12 protein-coding genes and 1 other RNA gene are annotated in these 16,815 nt (G+C 71.5%); 8 read left to right on the top strand and 5 right to left on the bottom strand.

The genetic code is table 11. From position 1 onward, the window contains the following. The first annotated feature begins 8 nt into the window (after positions 1-8). The 3 genes from ABD830_RS48540 (at position 9) to ABD830_RS48530 (ending at position 8,424) form a co-directional block, all read left to right on the top strand. Positions 9-2,249 (top strand): SulP family inorganic anion transporter, encoded by a 2,241-nt coding sequence (locus ABD830_RS48540; RefSeq protein WP_345002382.1) that lies wholly within the window; start codon positions 9-11, stop codon positions 2,247-2,249. After that, the gene (locus ABD830_RS48535) at positions 2,246-3,262 is read left to right on the top strand and encodes an NAD-dependent epimerase/dehydratase family protein (protein ID WP_345002381.1); all 1,017 of its coding nucleotides are present in this window, start codon (positions 2,246-2,248) and stop codon (positions 3,260-3,262) included. The genes ABD830_RS48540 and ABD830_RS48535 overlap by 4 nt, the downstream gene beginning before the upstream one ends. A 287-nt stretch (positions 3,263-3,549) precedes the next feature. Next, a complete protein-coding gene (locus ABD830_RS48530; RefSeq protein WP_345002380.1) occupies positions 3,550-8,424 on the top strand; it encodes a DUF4132 domain-containing protein in 4,875 nt (1,624 codons plus the stop codon). Here ABD830_RS48530 and rnpB read toward each other — a convergent pair. From rnpB to ABD830_RS48510, 4 genes are all read right to left on the bottom strand, one after another. Next, positions 8,421-8,808, bottom strand: an RNA gene (gene rnpB, locus ABD830_RS48525) — RNase P RNA component class A. The two genes, ABD830_RS48530 and rnpB, sit on opposite strands and share 4 nt — an antisense overlap. Positions 8,809-8,834: 26 nt before the next feature. Further along, positions 8,835-10,175 carry a bifunctional RNase H/acid phosphatase gene (locus ABD830_RS48520; RefSeq protein WP_345002379.1) on the bottom strand — a complete coding sequence of 447 codons (1,341 nt, stop codon included), beginning with the start codon at positions 10,173-10,175 and terminating at the stop codon, positions 8,835-8,837. Further along, the gene (locus tag ABD830_RS48515) at positions 10,172-10,912 is read right to left on the bottom strand and encodes a zinc ribbon domain-containing protein (protein WP_345002378.1); all 741 of its coding nucleotides are present in this window, start codon (positions 10,910-10,912) and stop codon (positions 10,172-10,174) included. Before ABD830_RS48515 ends, ABD830_RS48520 begins: the two co-directional genes overlap by 4 nt. A gap of 2 nt (positions 10,913-10,914) precedes the next feature. Beyond that, positions 10,915-11,715 carry a Nif3-like dinuclear metal center hexameric protein gene (locus ABD830_RS48510; protein WP_345002663.1) on the bottom strand — a complete coding sequence of 267 codons (801 nt, stop codon included), beginning with the start codon at positions 11,713-11,715 and terminating at the stop codon, positions 10,915-10,917. A 94-nt stretch (positions 11,716-11,809) separates the two neighbouring features. On the opposite strand from ABD830_RS48510, the gene ABD830_RS48505 reads away from it, so the two are divergent. The 4 genes from ABD830_RS48505 to ABD830_RS48490 all read left to right on the top strand — a co-directional run bounded on the left by ABD830_RS48505 (position 11,810) and on the right by ABD830_RS48490 (position 15,362). Continuing rightward, the gene (locus ABD830_RS48505) at positions 11,810-13,276 is read left to right on the top strand and encodes a flavin-containing monooxygenase (RefSeq protein WP_345002377.1); all 1,467 of its coding nucleotides are present in this window, start codon (positions 11,810-11,812) and stop codon (positions 13,274-13,276) included. A 10-nt stretch (positions 13,277-13,286) separates the two neighbouring features. Then, a complete protein-coding gene (locus ABD830_RS48500; RefSeq protein ID WP_345002376.1) occupies positions 13,287-14,315 on the top strand; it encodes a dipeptidase in 1,029 nt (342 codons plus the stop codon). Between the two features lie 211 nt (positions 14,316-14,526). Continuing rightward, on the top strand, positions 14,527-14,691 hold the full coding sequence (locus ABD830_RS48495) for a hypothetical protein (protein WP_175587364.1): 165 nt from the start codon (positions 14,527-14,529) through the stop codon (positions 14,689-14,691). A 449-nt stretch (positions 14,692-15,140) separates the two neighbouring features. Beyond that, positions 15,141-15,362: a hypothetical protein gene (locus ABD830_RS48490; protein WP_345002375.1), complete on the top strand. Its 222-nt coding sequence runs from the start codon at positions 15,141-15,143 to the stop codon at positions 15,360-15,362. Positions 15,363-15,578: 216 nt separating this feature from the next. Here the strand turns inward: ABD830_RS48490 and ABD830_RS48485 are convergent, their stop codons facing one another. After that, entirely contained in the window at positions 15,579-15,971 is a 393-nt protein-coding gene (locus ABD830_RS48485) for an SSI family serine proteinase inhibitor (protein WP_345002374.1), read from the bottom strand. A gap of 111 nt (positions 15,972-16,082) precedes the next feature. Here ABD830_RS48485 and ABD830_RS48480 point away from each other — a divergent pair, with 111 nt between their 5' ends. Next, entirely contained in the window at positions 16,083-16,814 is a 732-nt protein-coding gene (locus ABD830_RS48480) for a GNAT family N-acetyltransferase (RefSeq protein WP_345002373.1), read from the top strand. Position 16,815: the final 1 nt, after the last annotated feature.

Raw genomic sequence — 16,815 nt, 5'->3', positions numbered from 1 at the left:
TTTGCTCCATGATCCCCGACACGAAGAGTAACTGGCTGGGCACACTCAGGCACGATGTGCCCGCCTCGCTCGTGGTTTTCCTCGTCGCGGTGCCCCTCTCGCTGGGCATCGCGATGGCCTCGGGCGCCCCGCTGGCCGCCGGGCTGATCGCCGCCGTGGTGGGCGGGATCGTGGCCGGCTCGCTGGGCGGCTCCGCCGTTCAGGTGAGCGGGCCCGCCGCCGGGTTGTCGCTGGTGGTCGTGGATCTCGTGCAGACGTACGGGTGGCGGGCCACCTGCATGATCACCCTGCTGGCGGGGATCGTGCAGTTGCTGCTCGGCGTCTTCAAGGCGGCCAGGGCGGCGCTCGCGGTGTCGCCGGCGGTCATCCACGGGATGCTGGCGGCCGTCGGCATCATCATCGCGCTCTCCCAGCTCCACGTGGTCCTCGGCGGCAGCTCGCAGCGCTCGGCCGTGGCGAACCTGATCGAGCTGCCCGGCCAGATCGCCGACCTGCACGGGCACAAGGTCGCCGTCGGAGTCCTCACGATCACCGTGCTCGCGTTGTGGACGCGGATGCCCAAGCAGGTCAGGACCGTGCCCGCGCCGCTGGTGGCGCTGCTCGTGGCGGCGCTCACGGCCTGGGCGTTCGGCTGGGATGTCACGCGCGTGGACCTGTCCGGCAGCGTCGTCTCGTGGGCGTTCCCCGTGCTGCCGCAGGGCGACTGGCACATGGTGGTGGCGTCGGTCCTGCTCGTGGCGCTGCTGGCCGGGTGCGAGTCGCTGCTGTGCTGTGTGGCGGTCGAGGGACAGCACGCGGGCCGCCGCGCCGACCTCGACCAGGAGCTGACCGGCCAGGGCGTCGCGAACATGGTCAGCGGCGCGCTCGGCGGCCTGCCGGTGGCGGGCGTGATCGTGCGCAGCACCACGAACGTGCAGGCGGGCGCGCGTACCCGCTGGTCGGCGATCCTGCACGGGGTGTGGGTGCTGGTGTTCGCGATCGGGTTCGGCTGGACGATCAAGCTGATCCCGCTGGAGGCCCTGGCGGCGTTGCTGGTGTTCATCGGCGTGCAGATGGTGAACCTGGGTCACATCAGGAAGGTGCACGGCCACGGCGAGGTGCCCGTCTACGTGGTGACGATGCTCGCCGTGATCCTGCTCGGACTCGCCGAAGGCGTGCTGGCGGGACTGGCGCTGGCCGCGCTGCTCGCGCTGCGCCGCCTGACCTGGGTCACGGTGGCCAAGCGGCAGGACCACGACGGCCGGGTACACGTGACGATCTCCGGCTCGCTGACGTTCCTGGGCGTGCCCAGGCTGACGCGCGAGCTGCGGACCATCGCCTCGGGCGCCGCCGTGGACCTCGACCTGAACATCGACTTCATGGACAACGCCGCCTTCGAGGCCATCCACTCCTGGCGGCTCGACCACGAGCGCATGGGCGGCACGGTCGACATCGACGAGCTGCACGACGAGTGGTACTCGCTGGCGGCCAGCGGGGCGCGCATGTTCCCGGTCAAGTCGCCGCCCAAGGCACCGGACCGCTGGTGGCTGCCGTGGGCCCATCGGCGCCGTCCCCCCGCGGCTCCGGACACGGCCGGGGCGGAGTGCCGGCTGACGGCCGGCGCGCGGGAGTTCCACCGGCGTACGGCGCCGCTGGTCCGGCCCATCTTCACCGAGCTGGCCCGCAAGCAGCAGCCGTCGCACCTGTTCATCACGTGCGCCGACTCCCGGATCGTGCCCAGCCTGATCACCGCGAGCGGCCCCGGCGACCTGTTCACCGTGCGCAACATCGGCAATCTGGTGCCGCGCAGGGGCTCCGAGCCGCACGACGACTCGGTGGTGGCGGCGATCGAGTACGCCACGCAGGTCCTCGGCGTGCACACGATCACGGTCTGCGGCCATTCCGGGTGCGGCGCGATGGCCGGGGTGCTCAGCGCGGGCGTGCAGGCAGGCAGCCTGCCGGGGCTGAGACGGTGGCTGCGGCACGGAGACCACAGCCTGGCCAGGTTCATCGAGACCGAGGGCGACCGGCTCCACAGCGGCGCTCTGGACGTGCTGTGCCGCGTCAACGTGCAGCAGCAGCTGGAGAACCTGCGCACCTACCGCAAGGTCGACGAACAGGTCCGCGCCGGGAAACTGGCGCTGGTGGGGCTCTTCTTCGACATCGGCGCGGCGAGGGTGCACATCGTGCCGCCGCTGCGCCCCCCGTTCTCCGCTCTGGGTGAAGAACGCGGCTCGCAGGCCGGCGATGGGCGAACAATGAGTGCATGAAGATTCTGGTCATTGGTGGTTCGAGGTTCCTGGGACGTGCCGTCGCCGTCGAGGCGCTGGCCCGGGGGCATGAGGTGACGACGTTCAACAGGGGGCTGAGCCACGCCGACCTGCCCGGCGTCGAGGTCGTGCGCGGCGACCGTGAGGTGCGCGCCGACCTCGACCGGCTGGCCGCCGGCCGGTCGTGGGACGCCGTGGTCGACACGTGCGGCTACGTGCCGCGGGTCGTGGGCGAGTCGGTGCGGGCGCTGTCCGGGCATGCCGGCACGTACGCCTTCGTCTCCAGCGTCTCGGCGATCGACGGCTTTCCCGGCGAGCCGGCCACCGAGGACAAGCCAGGGTGGGCGTGCGCGCCGGACGCCGGGCCGGACGACGGCGACTACGGCGTGCTGAAGGCGGGGTGCGAGCGGGCGGTCGAGCAGGGGTTCGACGGCAGCGCGCTGATCGTCCGCCCCGGCCTGATCCTGGGGCCGTACGAGGAGGTGGGCAGGCTGCCGTGGTGGCTGAGCCGGATCGCGCGCGGCGGCCGGGTTCTCGCGCCCGGCGACCCGGCCACGCCGATGCAGCTCGTGGACGTGCGCGACGTGGCGATCTTCACCCTCGACCAGGCGGAGCAGGGCGCGTCCGGCACCCATGTGGTGACAGGGCCCGCGGGCAACACCACCTACGGCGAGTGGCTCGGTCTCTGCAAGGAGGTGACGGGCTCGGACGCGGAGTTCGTCTGGCTGGAGAGCGAGTTCCTGGTGGAGCAGGGGGCGGGGTTGTGGGTGGAGCTGCCGCTGTGGGGCGGGCCGCCGTCCGCGGAGACCGACAACTTCTGGAGCGTGCCGACGGCCAAGGCGCAGGCGGCGGGGCTGCGCACCCGTCCGGTGGCGGAGACCGTGCGCGACACGTGGGCCTGGCTCCGGGAGATCCCGGAGGAGCAGCGCGTTTACGGCGTCAAGAGCACGCACGGGATGGCGCCGGAGAAGGAGGCCGCCATCCTCGCGGCCTGGGCCGCCCGTTCTGAGTAATCCTCCGCAGACGTGGTGCATGGGAGCGGATTAGTGTCGCGGGCGCCGGCGAGGTTCTCGCGGCGACGGTCCTGACTCCCAGGGGCCGGAGGGGCGGAGGCTGCGCAGGTGCTTCCGCCCCTCACGCCCGGAGTCGCGGTTCCCGGGTTCACCCACGCCGAAGAAGCCTCATCCCGGACGTCCCCAAGTTCGCATCCGACGCGAACGTCAGCAGCGGCCGCCCGTCGCTGCGGGCAAATCATCTGTTTCCCGCCGGATGTCGTAGGGATGATCAAGAATGGCGTGCCATGGGATGGATCGGGATCGGGACGGGCCACGAGCTCACCGTCGAGGGGACGCGGCGGCCGGTGCTCGCCTGCCGGACGGCCGCGGGCCACGTGCCGGCCAAGGTGCCCGCCAACGTCAGGAAGGATCCGACCGCGGTACGGCTCGCCGCCCTCTGCGACCGGCTCGGCGAGCGCGCGCGGGCGGTACACGACCGGGTCGAGTCCTGGATGGTGCGGTCACTGCCCGTCCCGGCCGCGGTGTTCGCGGCCGTGTGGGACGACCCGGTGTGGCGTGAGACGCTCACCGACCTGGTCATCGCCCCGATCGTCGACGGCGAGCCCGATCTCGGCCGCTGCGCGCTCCTGCGCGAGGGCGCGTGGGCGGGCGCGGACGCCTTCGCGATCCCGCACCCGCTGCTGCTCGGCGACGAGCTGCCCATCTGGCGGGGACGGAACCTCACGCAGGTTGTCGAGCAGGTACGCCGCGAGGTGTGGACGCGTCCCGCGAGCATGGACCGTACGTTCGGCGTGGTCGACACCTTCGGATACATGGACGCCCGGTACGAGAGCGGCGCCGCGTTCGAGCGCCGCGTGCACGAGCTGGGCGGGCGCATCAAGGGGGACAGGGCGCGGTTCACCGTGCACGCGCCCGAGCCGCTCGGCATCGAGATCGACCTGCACTGGAGCGGGCCGATGAGCCCGGCCTACCTGGCGGGGCTGAGCTTCACCGCGGGCGGCCGGGAGATCGGCGACATCGCCTGGTCCGAGGGCGTCCGCATTCTCATGGCTCTGTACGCGGACCGCACCGTGGACGAGACGGAGCCGGTGGTGGAGGCAGCCGAGGCGTACTCCTGCTACTGCGACGCCCACCAGGGCGAGCCCGGCACAGTGCTGCCCTCCGGCATCTCCGGACCAACCCGCGACGTGCTGCTGCGCGCAGGGGCGGTGCTGCCGGGCACGCCCGCCGGCCCCGACGAGGACGCCTGCGTCGCCGTCCGCTACGAGCACTCCGTCCTGGACGAGCCGGTCGTCGAACTCGTCCGGCGCGCGGCCGTCGACGGCGACAAGGCCGAGAAGTCGCTGTACGACCTGGACCCGGTGGCGGAGACCGGCGTCGGCACCGTGCACGCGGGCCCACTCGGCTTCCTCGCCTCCGCCCTGCACCGGTACCCGGCGCACCGCGCCCGCATCCTGGCCGCGCACACCGACCTGCGGGCCGTCCACGGCCTGGCCGCCCGCAAGCCCGGCCTCGCGCGCACCGCGCTCACCCGTTCCGGCGACGACCTGGAGACGCACGCGCCCGAGCTGCTGCCGCCGTTCTACGAGGAGTGCGCGCGGATCCTGGCCGCCGCGGGCAGCGCCCGCTTCGCCGCCGCCTTCTTCGAGAAGGCCCGCGCCGCCGAGGACGCGCACGCGCTGCCGGTCGACGAGGCCGCGCTCGTCGCGGCGCACCTCGCCGCAGGACCGGACGCCGCCGGAACGGCCACGCTCAAGAAGCACGGCAAGCGGCTCGCCGCCCGCCATCCCGCCCCCGGCGCGTACCGCTGGCACCGCAGCCTGCTCACCGAGTGGTGCGAGCAAGGCTCGGACGGCGCGGACGGCGCGCTGGCCCTGGCCGACGGCTGGGCCGCGCTGGCGAAGGCCGCCGGGCACACGCTCGGCGGGTCCGAGGACGAACGCGCCGTACGTGCCTTGCTGGAGAGCGGCTGCATGGAGTCGGCACCGCAGGCCCTCTGGACGTTCGTCCTTCCGCTGCTCGGCCCGATGGCACGGGCGGACGCGGGCATCGGCCGCGCGCTCCTCGGCATCCTGCCGCTGCCCGCCAAGGACACCCCCAGGGCGAAGAGCGCGGCAGTGTCGCTCCTCCTTGGCAACCTCGCGGGCGCGGGTCTGACCGCCCCGTTCACCACATCCCCCGGACTGGCGGGGGCGGCGGCGAAGGACTGGCTCGGCCGCTTCCTGAAGCGGTACGCGGGGCTCGCACTCCCCGTCGCCGGTCTCGGCGACCTCCTGCACGACGCCGGTACGCGGCTGCGCGCGGAGGGTCTCACCTGCGACGACCATGAGGCGGTGCTGGGAGCGGACGAGGACGAGGTCAACCGCTGGGAGGAGACCGCCGCCGACCTCCCGCTCCTCGACCTCCTCCTGGACCGCGGCGTCCCGCTCGCGCGGCCCCGGCTGCTGCACACGTTCAAGCTGTACGACCGGCTCGCCTCCGGAGCGGGCACCGACCTGGCCGCCGTCGCCGCCGACCCGGACTGGGCTCCGCTGCTGCGCGACGCGATCGTGGGCAACGTGACCAACCAGCTCAACGTCACCGAGCCCGCCGTCCCGAAGCAGACCGCCCCCGAGACCGTACGGGCTCTGACCGCGACACCGGGAACGGCGCAGATTGTCGCCGCCATCCTGGCCGAGCATGCCGAGCGGGTCCCCGATCAAGGGCTTCCGGACGCGCACGCCGCCCTGTGCGACGCCGACCGGTTCACCATCGCCGGAATCCCCGGCCCTCTCCTGGACAGCGTCCGGACGATCGCGACCGGGACGGACCCGGCCCGCGCCCTCGCCGCCACGCTGAGCGGCGGCGTCCTCGACGAACTGGAGTTGCCCGCCTTCGTCCCCGGCCACGTCAACACCATCACCGACTACCTGGAAGAGAGCGGCGCCGACCTGCTCCTGATCGAGTCCGGCCGGCTCTGGGAGCACCAGTTCCGCGCCTCCGTCGTCACCCCGGACGGAGTCGGCCCGTCCCACGGCTTCGGCACGTACGAGCCCATCTCCAGCCGGTCCCACGAACGGACTGAGGCACGCGACCTCTACGACCGCTGCCTGATCGCCGCGAACGGCCGGGTGACCGTACTGGACCACGGTGGCCCGCACTGCCCGCACGGCAGCGCGCACCCCGCCGCCCGCCACGTCGTACCGGCCGACGGCGAACGGGTCGCCTTCCCCGGTGGCGCGGAGGCCACCGTGTGGCGCGGCCAGGGCCGGATCATCGAGCTGCGGGACCCGGCCGGGCGGACCATCGGCCGCTACGTCCGCGGCTGGAGCAGGGTGCCCGAGCACGACGGTGCCGAGAACATCGGCACCGTCAAGCGCCACCGCTACGCCTCCGGGACCCGTCTGGTCGCGCCTCCCGGATGGTGGTCGGCGATGCGGCCGCGCGACCCCGAAGGATCCAGGGCGCTGCGCGCCGTCGACGACAAGAAGGCGCAGGCCCTGATCGACGTCGCGGACGCCGCGCTCGCCGCCGACCTCATGCGGGTGCTGGACCCCGGCAGCGGGTACAGGGAGAAGGACGCCGCCCGCTACGAGCTGGCGGGACGGCTCCGCCCGCTCCTGCCGGAGATCACCGACGAGTCGCTCTGGACGGGCGTCACCTTCCTGGTGTGGACAGCCGTCGAATGCCGCGAGCGCGCGTTCGCCCTGCTGGAACGCCTGGCGCTGACCCCGCCGCCCCACCTGCGCCCGGCGCCCGCCTCCGCGGCGCCCGCCGTCCGGTCCGAGAAGTCCCCCGAGCCGGACGATCCGGGGCCCGAGTCCGCGTACGAGAGGATCATCCACTTCGCCCGTGCCGCCGTCGATGTGCCGTACGAGAAGGAGATTGCGATATTCGACGCCTCTGCCGTCAAGGGGGTCGAGAACACGCTGGGCCGCCTCGGCGCCGCCGTCCTGGAGGCCGCGTGGGGCGGCGGCGGGCGCGCGCGACTTCTGGAACTGGCCGCCGTCCCCGAACTCCTCCGTACCGACGGAACGTGGCACGTCGCCCGGCTGCGCCCGGAGTACGACCTCGGGCAGATCCGCTCGGGCCGCGGCCCCATCATGGCCGCCGCCGTCGCCGACTACGAGCAGGTGGGGCACGGGTACGTGGTCACGGCGCTCCTCCACACCCCGGACGGCCCCGACCCGCTCCTGTTCACCCGCAACCGCGTCGTCGAGCTGCGGACCTGCCGCGGCTGGGGCGACCAGGACCGGCTCCGGCGGGCGCTCGACCTGATCGCCGAGAACGGCCCGCCGCCCGTGGACCGGGAGGCGACCGTACGGGCGTTCGCGGAGGCCACCGGCCTGTCACCGGCCCAGTGCCTGATCCTGCTGTCCACCTCTGCCCGCACGCTCTCCTGGCCGGACGGCTGGGCGCGGGGCCGCGTCGCCGCCTTCGGCAAGGGCGACGCCGCCCGCGCCCGCGAACTCGACCTGACCGAGATCGAACTGCGCATCGCCGCGCTCTCCCTGGAGGCGCTCACCACCACCGACGAGGCCGTCGAAGTCGTCGAACTGCTCATGCCCGACGACCCTGCCGACCTCTGGCGTACGGGCCCCGACCTGGACCGGGCGGTCGCGTACTGGACGGAACGCCATCCCAGGCTCACCCCGCTCACCACCGGGCAGTGGGTCACCCTCGTCTCCGGGGCCGAGGACGCCCTGGAGGCGCTGATCGCCCTGCTCGGCACGCGTCCGTCCGTGCCGCCGCTGGGTCACGTCGCCCGCGCTGTGCGGCTCCTGGCCGACCGCCTGCCCAAGGACTACCCCGCCCGTACGACCGCCGCCGCCCGCCTGCGTGACTTGCACGAATACGTCACCGGCCCGGACACGACCCTGCCCATCGCCGCCGGGCTCACCTCGGTCACCGCCCTGGAACGGGCCGCCGGAGCGAGCGCGGCCCACCTCCCGGAGAGCAGGCTCGCCATCGGCGAAGCCCTCACCCTGGAGCCCGCCGGAGACGGCTACCGCGTCCACCTCCGTCCGTCCCGCTGGTCCGACCTGGACGCCCTGACCACGGCCCTCCGCCGCGGCGGCGCCACCGATGTCGCCCTGGCCATAGAGGACCTGCGCTTCCTCCGTTCCTCCGAGCCGCTGGAGGCCGCGGCCCTCACCCCCTGGTCAGAGGGGTGGAAGTGACGAGTCGGCCTGTAGGCCGGGTTCTGTCCTTCGTGAGAAGGGGCGACCATCCATCTAGGGCCGCCGTTGCCGGCGGCCTCGAGCGGTCTACCCGCGCGGCTCGGGCGGGCAGCCCTCGAACGTCGCGCGCGGAACGCTCCGGAGAGCGTCCCTTCTTGACCTTGCTCCGGGTGGGGTTTACCTAGCCGCCCACGTCGCCGTGGGCGCTGGTGGTCTCTTACACCACCCTTTCACCCTTACCTCCCGTCAACCGGGAGGCGGTCTGCTTTCTGTGGCACTATCCCGCGGGTCACCCCGGGTCGGCGTTACCGACCACCCTGCCCTGTGGAGCCCGGACCTTCCTCGGCGGGCCGTGTGGCCCGACGCGGTCGCCCGGCCGACTCGTCTGCAAAACTCTACCAAGACCTACGTTATCCCCGGCGCAGGTGTCCGGTGTCGTTGAACGACTTCACCACGGCCGGGCCGTCCGCGTAGTACTCGATCAGCGACAGGCACGCCAGGTCGAGGTGCATGCGGTAGAGGGACTCCAGAGGGGCCATGAGGGCCAGTCTCAGCAGTATCTTGATGGGCGTCACGTGCGAGACCGCGAGGATGGTCTTGCCCTCGTACCGCTCGATCAGCCGCTCTCCCGCAGCCTGGACGCGGCGCGCGGCCGAGGCGAAGCTCTCGCCGCCCGGTGGCGCGGTCTCGGGGTCGGCGAGCCAGGCGGTGAGCTCGGCCGGCCAGCGGCGCTGCACCTCCGTGAACGTGTGGCCCTCCCAGGCACCGAAATCGAGCTCCCTGAGATCTTCGTCCACCTCGACGTCGAGCCCGGTCCGCTGGGCGACCGCCTGCGCGGTCTGCCTGGCGCGCTCGAGCGGCGAGGAGATGATCGCATCCGGCCGGTACGGCTCGCGCGACAGCCTCTCGGCGGCGGCCGCAGCCTGGGCCAGGCCGTTGGGCGTGAGCTCGACGTCGCCCCTGCCCGAGAACCTGCGTTCGAGGGAGAGCTCGGTCTCGCCGTGCCGAAGCAGGAGCAGTGACGTGGCCACACGGGTGGGCGGGCGCCAGCCGGTGCCCTTGCCGGTGCGCTGCTGGGCGGCGGCGATGGAGGCGGTGGGGGCGGATATTTCGGAGATGGCGCTCCCCGCGTCGAGGAGGTCCGTCTGCTGGGCGACGCCCGGAGGGGCCACGGCGGCGGAGCGGGCCGTCGCCCCAGAGGCCTTCGGGGCCGGCCTTTCTGCTCGCGAAACTCCCGAGGCCCGCGAGGCCTCCGAGTCCTCCAAGGCTCCCGATCGCGCCGGTGCGGCCCCGGGTGCGCCCGGCTCGGTCGTCCCGCCGGCCTTCCAGGTCAGGCCCTTGGCGGCGGCGTCCATGGCCTCGTTGGCCAGGCGGTCGGCGTGCTTGTTGCGCTCGCGGGGGATCCAGGTCCACTCCGTCACGCGCAGCCGCCTGACCAGCGACCCGGCCTCCATGGCGAGCGGGCGCAGCCCCTCGTTCTTGATCTTCCAGCGGCCCGCCATCTGCTCGACGACCAGCTTGGAGTCCATCCGGACGGCGACCGACGCCCCCTCGCCGCCCAGCCGGAGCGCGGCCTGGAGGCCGGCGATCAGGCCGCGGTATTCGGCGACGTTGTTGGTCGTGACGCCGATGGCCTCGGCCGCCTCCGCCAGAACCTGTCCGTCGGAGGCGTCCTTGACCACCGCGCCGTAGCCGGCGGGCCCCGGGTTGCCGCGCGAGCCGCCGTCCGCCTCGATGATGTAGGAGGTCACAGCCCTGACTCTGCCGTACGTACGAGGATGCGGCGGCACTCGTCGCAACGGAGCACCTCGTCGTGGGGCGCGGCCTTGATGCGGTTCATCTCGGCGATGGACAGGGCCACCTTGCAGCCCTGGCACCGGCCGCCGCGCAGCATCGCGGCGCCCACGCCGTACTGGCCCTTGAGCTTCTCGTAGAGCCCCAGGAGGTCGGCGGGGATGTCGCCGGTGGTGGTGGCGCGGCGGGCCTGGACCTCGCCCGACTCCTTGTCGATCTCCTTGAGCGCCTCGTCGCGGCGGGCCTCGGCGGTGGCGAGGGCGGCGGCGATCTCGTCGCGCTGGGCGATCAGGTCGGTGACCTTGGTGTCGGCCGCCTCCTTGCGCTCCATGATCTCCAGAACGACCTCTTCCAGGTCTCCCTGGCGCTTGTGCAGCGAGGCGATCTCCGACTGCAGACCGGCCAGGTCGCGCGGCGAGGTCACGGCGCCGGAGTCGAGGCGCTTCTGGTCACGGTCGGCACGGGTGCGCACGGCGTCGACGTCGCTCTCGGCCTTGGCCTGCTCGCGAGCCAGGTCACCGGCCTCGGTCTCGGCCTCGATCACCTGCGTCGCGAGCCTGGCGTACGACTTGGACCGCTCGTCGATCTCGGCAAGCTCGGGCAGGGTGCGGCGGCGGTGCGCCAGCCGATCAATCACGGAGTCGAGCTCTGCCAGGTCGAGCAGTCTCTTCTGGGCCTCAGGGGCTGCTTTCATGATCAATATCCTCTTGTCCAAGCATCGGTGACCGTGGCGGAGACACGCGTTTCAACGGTAACGCCACTGGAGCGCAGGATGGACGCCGCGCTCTCCAGCCAGGGCCACTCCGTCGCCCAGTGCGCGGCGTCCATCAGCGCGGGACCGCCCGACTCCACGAACTCACTCGCCGGATGATGCCGCAGGTCCGCCGTGAGGAACACATCGACCCCCGCGGCCTTCGCCGTACCGAGGAGCGAATCGCCCGCGCCCCCGCTGACCGCCACGCGCGTCACGGGGCGGGACAGGTCACCCGCCACGCGGATGCCACCTGGCGTGCGGGGCAGGCCCTTGGCCGCCTGCGCGGCGAACTCGCCCAGCGTCATCTCCGAGGGCAGTTCGCCGATGCGGCCCAGCCCGCGCCACGGGTCGTCGGGGAACGGCTGGAGCGGCACCAGGTCGTCGACCAGGCCGACGGCTCGGGCCAGGGCGTCGGACACGCCGGGGTTGGCCACGTCGGCGTTGGTGTGGGCGGTGTAGAGGGCGATGTCGTTCTTTATCAGGGTGTGGATCAGGCGGCCCTTGGGCGTGGTCGCGGCCACGCTGGTGGTGCCGCGCAGGTAGAGCGGATGGTGGGTGACGATCAGGTCGGCCTCCCACTCCAGGGCCTCGTCGGCCACGGCCGCGAGCGGGTCGACCGCGAACAGCACCCGCCGCACCTCCTGCGCCGGGTCTCCGCTCACCAGCCCCACGGCGTCCCACGACTCGGCCCGGGCGGGCGGGTAGGCCGCCTCCAGCACCTCGATCACGTTCGTCAACGTCACAGCAGCCACGTGCGCAGACTATCGGCCTCGGGGAGGGTGTCGTCGGAACGGCGTTCGGCGTACTGTAAGTGGACCCTGACCTGCGGAGGGCGGCATGTCACCGAGCGTGGCGATCATCGGAGCGGGGTTCGGCGGACTGTGCATGGCGATCCAGCTCGAACGCGCCGGGATCCGCTCGTACACGGTCTTCGAGAAGGCCGACGGCCTCGGGGGCACGTGGCGGGACAACAGCTATCCGGGGGCGGGGTGCGACATTCCCTCGCATCTCTACTCGTACTCATTCGAGAAGTACGCGAGCTGGACGCGTCGTTACCCGGAGCAGCCCGAAATTCTTGAATATCTTGAACATTGCGCCGATAAATACGACGTCAGGCGAAAAATCCGGTTCGGCGCCGAGGTCGAGCGCGCCGCCTTCGACGGCACGACGTGGCAGGTGACGAGCGGCGGCCGTACCGAGGCGTTCGACGTGGTGGTCATGAGCGTGGGCCAGCTCAACCGCCCCCGCCTCCCTGACATTCCCGGAATGTCGGATTTCGAAGGCACCTCCTTCCACTCCGCGCGCTGGAACCACGATCACGACCTCACCGGCCGGCGCGTCGCCGTGATCGGGAACGGGTCGTCGGCGGCCCAGTTCATCCCGCGCGTCGCCGAGCAGGCCGGCCATCTGCACGTCTTCCAGCGCACGCCCAACTGGGTGATCCCGAAGCCGGACACCGCGTTCGGGCCGCTGGCCAGGCTCGCGTTCCGCTTCGTCCCCGGCCTCCAGCGCGTCTACCGCGAGTGGATCTACCGGTACGCCGAGGCCACTCTCTACCCCGCACTCGCCCAGGGGTGGAGCGCGGAGCTGCTCAAGAAGCGTGCCCTGCGGCACCTGCACGACCAGGTGCCCGACCCCGCGCTGCGGGCCAAGCTCACCCCCGACTACCCGCCGGGCTGCAAGCGGGTCGTCATCGACAGCACCTTCTATCCGGCACTGACCAGGGCCGATGTCGATGTCGTGACGGACGGGATCGTGCGGATCACGCCGAAGGGCATCGAGACCACCGAGGGCCGGTACGAGGCCGACACGATCGTTTACGCCACCGGCTTCAGGAGCACCGAGTTCCTGGCGCCGATGGAGGTCGTGGGCCGCGACGAACGGACGCTCGAGGAGCAGTGGAAGGGCGGGGCCGCGGCGTACCTGGGCATATCCATGCCGAACTTCCCGAACCTCTTCCTCCTGTACGGCCCCAACACGAACCTCGGCCACAACTCCATCGTGTTCATGATCGAGTGCCAGGTGCGGCATGTCATGTCCTGCCTGCCGCACCTGTCGGCCACCGGGCCGATGGAGGTGCGCCCCGAGGTCATGGCGGCGTGGCGCCGGCAGCTCGACGCGGCGATGACGCGGATGGTGTGGGGCGGCGGGTGCCAGAGCTGGTACAAGACGCCGGAGGGCCGCGTGACGAACAACTGGCCCGGCACCACCACGCTCTACCGCAAACTCACCTCCAGGCCTCCTGCTCCCGCCTACCGCCCCGTCCAGCCCGGGGGCATTGGAGCAGTCCGGCCCGCGCGATAACGTCCAACTCATGACCCTTTCCCTGCACCGGCGCGCGGTCGTGGCCGACACCCACAACGACCTGCTCATGGCCGTCTCCGCGCGGCCGCCTGAGCAGTGGGCCTCGTTCTTCCGCCAGAGGTGGCTGCCCCAGCTCATCGACGGCGGGGTGAATCTGCAGATCCTGCCGGTCTTCATCGACGACCAGTACCGGCCGGAGGGCGCGCTGCGGCAGACGCTGCGCATGATCGAGTGCGCGCACGTGCTGGCCGAGGGAAACTCTGACTACGTCCGCATCTGTCTGGACGCCGCCGACATCGACCGGGCAATCGACGAGGGCAAGATCGCACTGGTGATCGCGCTGGAGAGCATGCCGGGGATCGACGCGAACGTGGAGCTGATCTCTACCGTCCACCGGCTGGGCGTGCGGGTGGCGTCCATCGCCCACTTCGGCCGTACGCCGCTGGCCGACGGCAGCGGTGAGGACGCCACGGGCAGCGGCCTGACGTCCCACGGCGTGGCGGCGCTGCAGGAGATGGAGCGGCTCGGCATCGTCTTCGACATCTCCCATCTGGGAGCCTCCGGCGTGGCGCACGTCCTGGAGCTGGCCACCAAACCGGTCATGGCCACCCACTCCTCCGCCCGGGCGCTGCGCGACCACCACCGCAACCTCACCGACGACCAGCTTCGCGGGGTGGCCGCCACGGGCGGCGTGATCTGCGTCAACTTCCTGGCCCCCTTCCTCGCCGAGCGCGAGGAGGACATGACGCTCGACCGCCTGCTCGACCACATCGAGCACATCGCGTCCGTGGCCGGGATCGACCACGTCGGCCTGGGTCCGGACTTCATCCGGGAGGTCATGGACGACCTGACGCCGCCGTGCTGCGAGGGCGTCAACGCGAGAGGCGTCAACCCGAAGCTGGCCGTCGCCGGCCTGGAGGGGCCGTCGGGGCTGCCCATGGTCACCGAGGGCCTGGTCGCCCGCGGCGTCCCGGAGAAGGACGTCCTGAAGATCATCGGCGGCAACGTGCACCGCTTCCTGGGCGAACGACTGGTATGACCGCCGGCGGATCGAGGGCTACCCGGATCTCGTGCTCCCCGCGCCGCGAGTTGCGGGGGAAGCCTGTCCGCGTACCGGCGTCCCACTCGTCTGGTACGCACGAAAACCGGTCGGCGTCATCCCCCACTTCTAGGGATACGCACGCTCTGCGTCCCGTCCGACACTGACTGTGGCCGGACAGCACACCGGTCTCGACATCGCAGGAGGAGACATGGCGCCGACGACGCAGCAGGACAACTGGCGGTTCTGCAACAAGTGCTACTGCCTCTGGTGGAACGGCCGGCCCGACAACGGCCACTGCGCCGGGGGCGGCGCGCACGAGGGACACGGGAGCTGGAACTTCTACCTCCCGGCGAACCCGGCCGAGCACATCTAGCGCACATGATCGGCCGCGGACGGCAGCCGGCGAGCCGGCCTGCTCTCCGCGGCCAGGTGTGAGATCACCATCAAGTGCGGCGCCTGCCGCGCCCCCACCCCGCAGGCGCCAAAGTCGATTCGGTGGCCGGCCGGCCCTGTCGCACGAGTACAGCCGCGCAGGCGGCCGTCAGCTGGGCGGACAGCGATGCGGTGCAGACGATCGTGCCGGGAATGGCGCCCTCCCGGATCGGCGTCGGTCGGATCCTTGATTGCGGTCATTGGCTCGGGTGCCCGTCGTGGCGAATCGGCGTCATGCACGTGAAAGTTTCAGAGATCTCCGAAGCGTATTGCGTTCTCTGGCAAGCTCACGATTGCTCAAGAGCGCCTTGAGAACTTCGGGGCTCGTCGGAGACGGGCGGCGCTGCCATGATTTCTGGGATGTCCGTCGCGGATCCCAAAGGAGAGTCCATGGGCAAAGCTCGATCGTTGGCCGTCGCCGCCGCGCTGGCCGCTGGTCTGACAGTATCGGTGGGGGCCGCCCCTGCTCAGGCCGACAGCATCAGGTACGTCTACTACCTCTACTCCGACTGCCTCAATGGGGGGAACCTCGGCATCCAGTGGGGATGGTGGACCTCCTACAACTGTGTCTACACGGAAACCTACGGGCCGAAATGGGCATTGTGGGCCTGACCGTCCGCTGACGGCATTCCTTTTGCACGCCGTCCGCAATCAAGGCTGAGCCGGACGCTCTCAACGGGTCGGGTTGATTCCGTTGCGCGTCGAGTGGCGTCCGGTGCGATTCTCAGAGTTCCTTGTCTCTCCGTTGCATCCACCCACCTCGATCGCATTACAGCGGCCACCCGCCACGGGCCACGTACGGATGGCGCCGACCGGGGGGCCGTACGCCTACACGAGGGGGCCGAGCTTCCGCTCCGCGACGCAGCTGTTGGAGAACTGCCGGTGGAACGAGACGTCCTCGCCGTGCCAGTGGCCGGCGATGTCGACCGTCACCGGGTCCCAGATCATCGGGCACGGTCCGGGATCCACGTCGAGGTCCTCGACGTGCCCGTCCACCTCGCGCAGCGCGTCGCACGCCTCCACCGGTCGCGGATGGAGGCCCCCGTCCGGGTCGCAGGTGAGGGTCCTCGCGTACTCGCCGCCCGACGCCGGTCTGACGGTGATGAACAGCTCCGCGCCCGGCTCGTCGTCGTCGGCGGTGGCGGGCGGCGGGGCGAGGAACGGCGTCGCGCACAGTCCGAGCACGGCCAGCCCGCGAGCGGCGGTGAGCACGAGCGACATGGGAACCTCCGAGATCAACGGACATCCGATTGACTACTGAGAGTAGCCGCGAAGGCACCCGTAACGTGCTGCGCCCCGCCGTGCGTAAATGGAGGGGTGAGTGGTGGTTTGGTGATCAGGGAGTTGCGGGAGATCGACGAGTTCCAGGAGGTCTACCGGCTCTTCGACGACATCTGGCATCCCGCGCCGCACAACCCGCCCGTGACCATGGAGCTGATGATCGGCTTCGCGCACACGGGCAACTACGTCGTGGGCGCGTACGAGGCAGGCACGCTGGTGGGTGCCTCCGTCGGGTTCAGGGCGGCCGGCGGGGCGCTGCACTCGCACGTGACCGGCGCCGCCGTCGGGCGGGGCATCGGGTACGCGTTGAAGTCGCATCAGCGGGACTGGTGCCTGACGCGGGGGCTGGAGCGGATCACGTGGACGTTCGACCCGCTCGTACGCAGGAACGCCCGGTTCAACCTGGTCAAGCTGGGCGCCCTGCCGGAGGAGTACCTGGAGGACTTCTACGGGGACATGGCCGACGCGATCAACGAGGGGGACGCCTCAGACCGGTTGCTGGCGATGTGGCGGATAACCGAGCCCGAGCGGCGTGAGGAGCCGCCGCCCGGCGAGGTCCTGCTCGCCGGCGAGCGCGGGTGGCCGGTGACCAGGGCCGCGCGGGGCGACGCGGTGCTGGTGGGGACGCCGGCCGACGTCGAACGGCTGCGGCGGGAGGATCCGGCGGCGGCCAAGGCGTGGCGGCTGGCCGTACGCGAGGCCCTTGGCGGGTCGATGAAGGACGGCGGGCGGGTCGTGGGGTTCACCGACCGGGGCGAATACGTAGTAAAGCGAATTTACTAGC

The organism is Nonomuraea helvata (assembly GCF_039535785.1).
Classification (GTDB): Bacteria; Actinomycetota; Actinomycetes; order Streptosporangiales; family Streptosporangiaceae; genus Nonomuraea; species Nonomuraea helvata.
The sequence above is the reverse complement of the archived record's forward strand: the minus strand, read 5'-3'. Positions and strand labels throughout refer to the sequence as shown.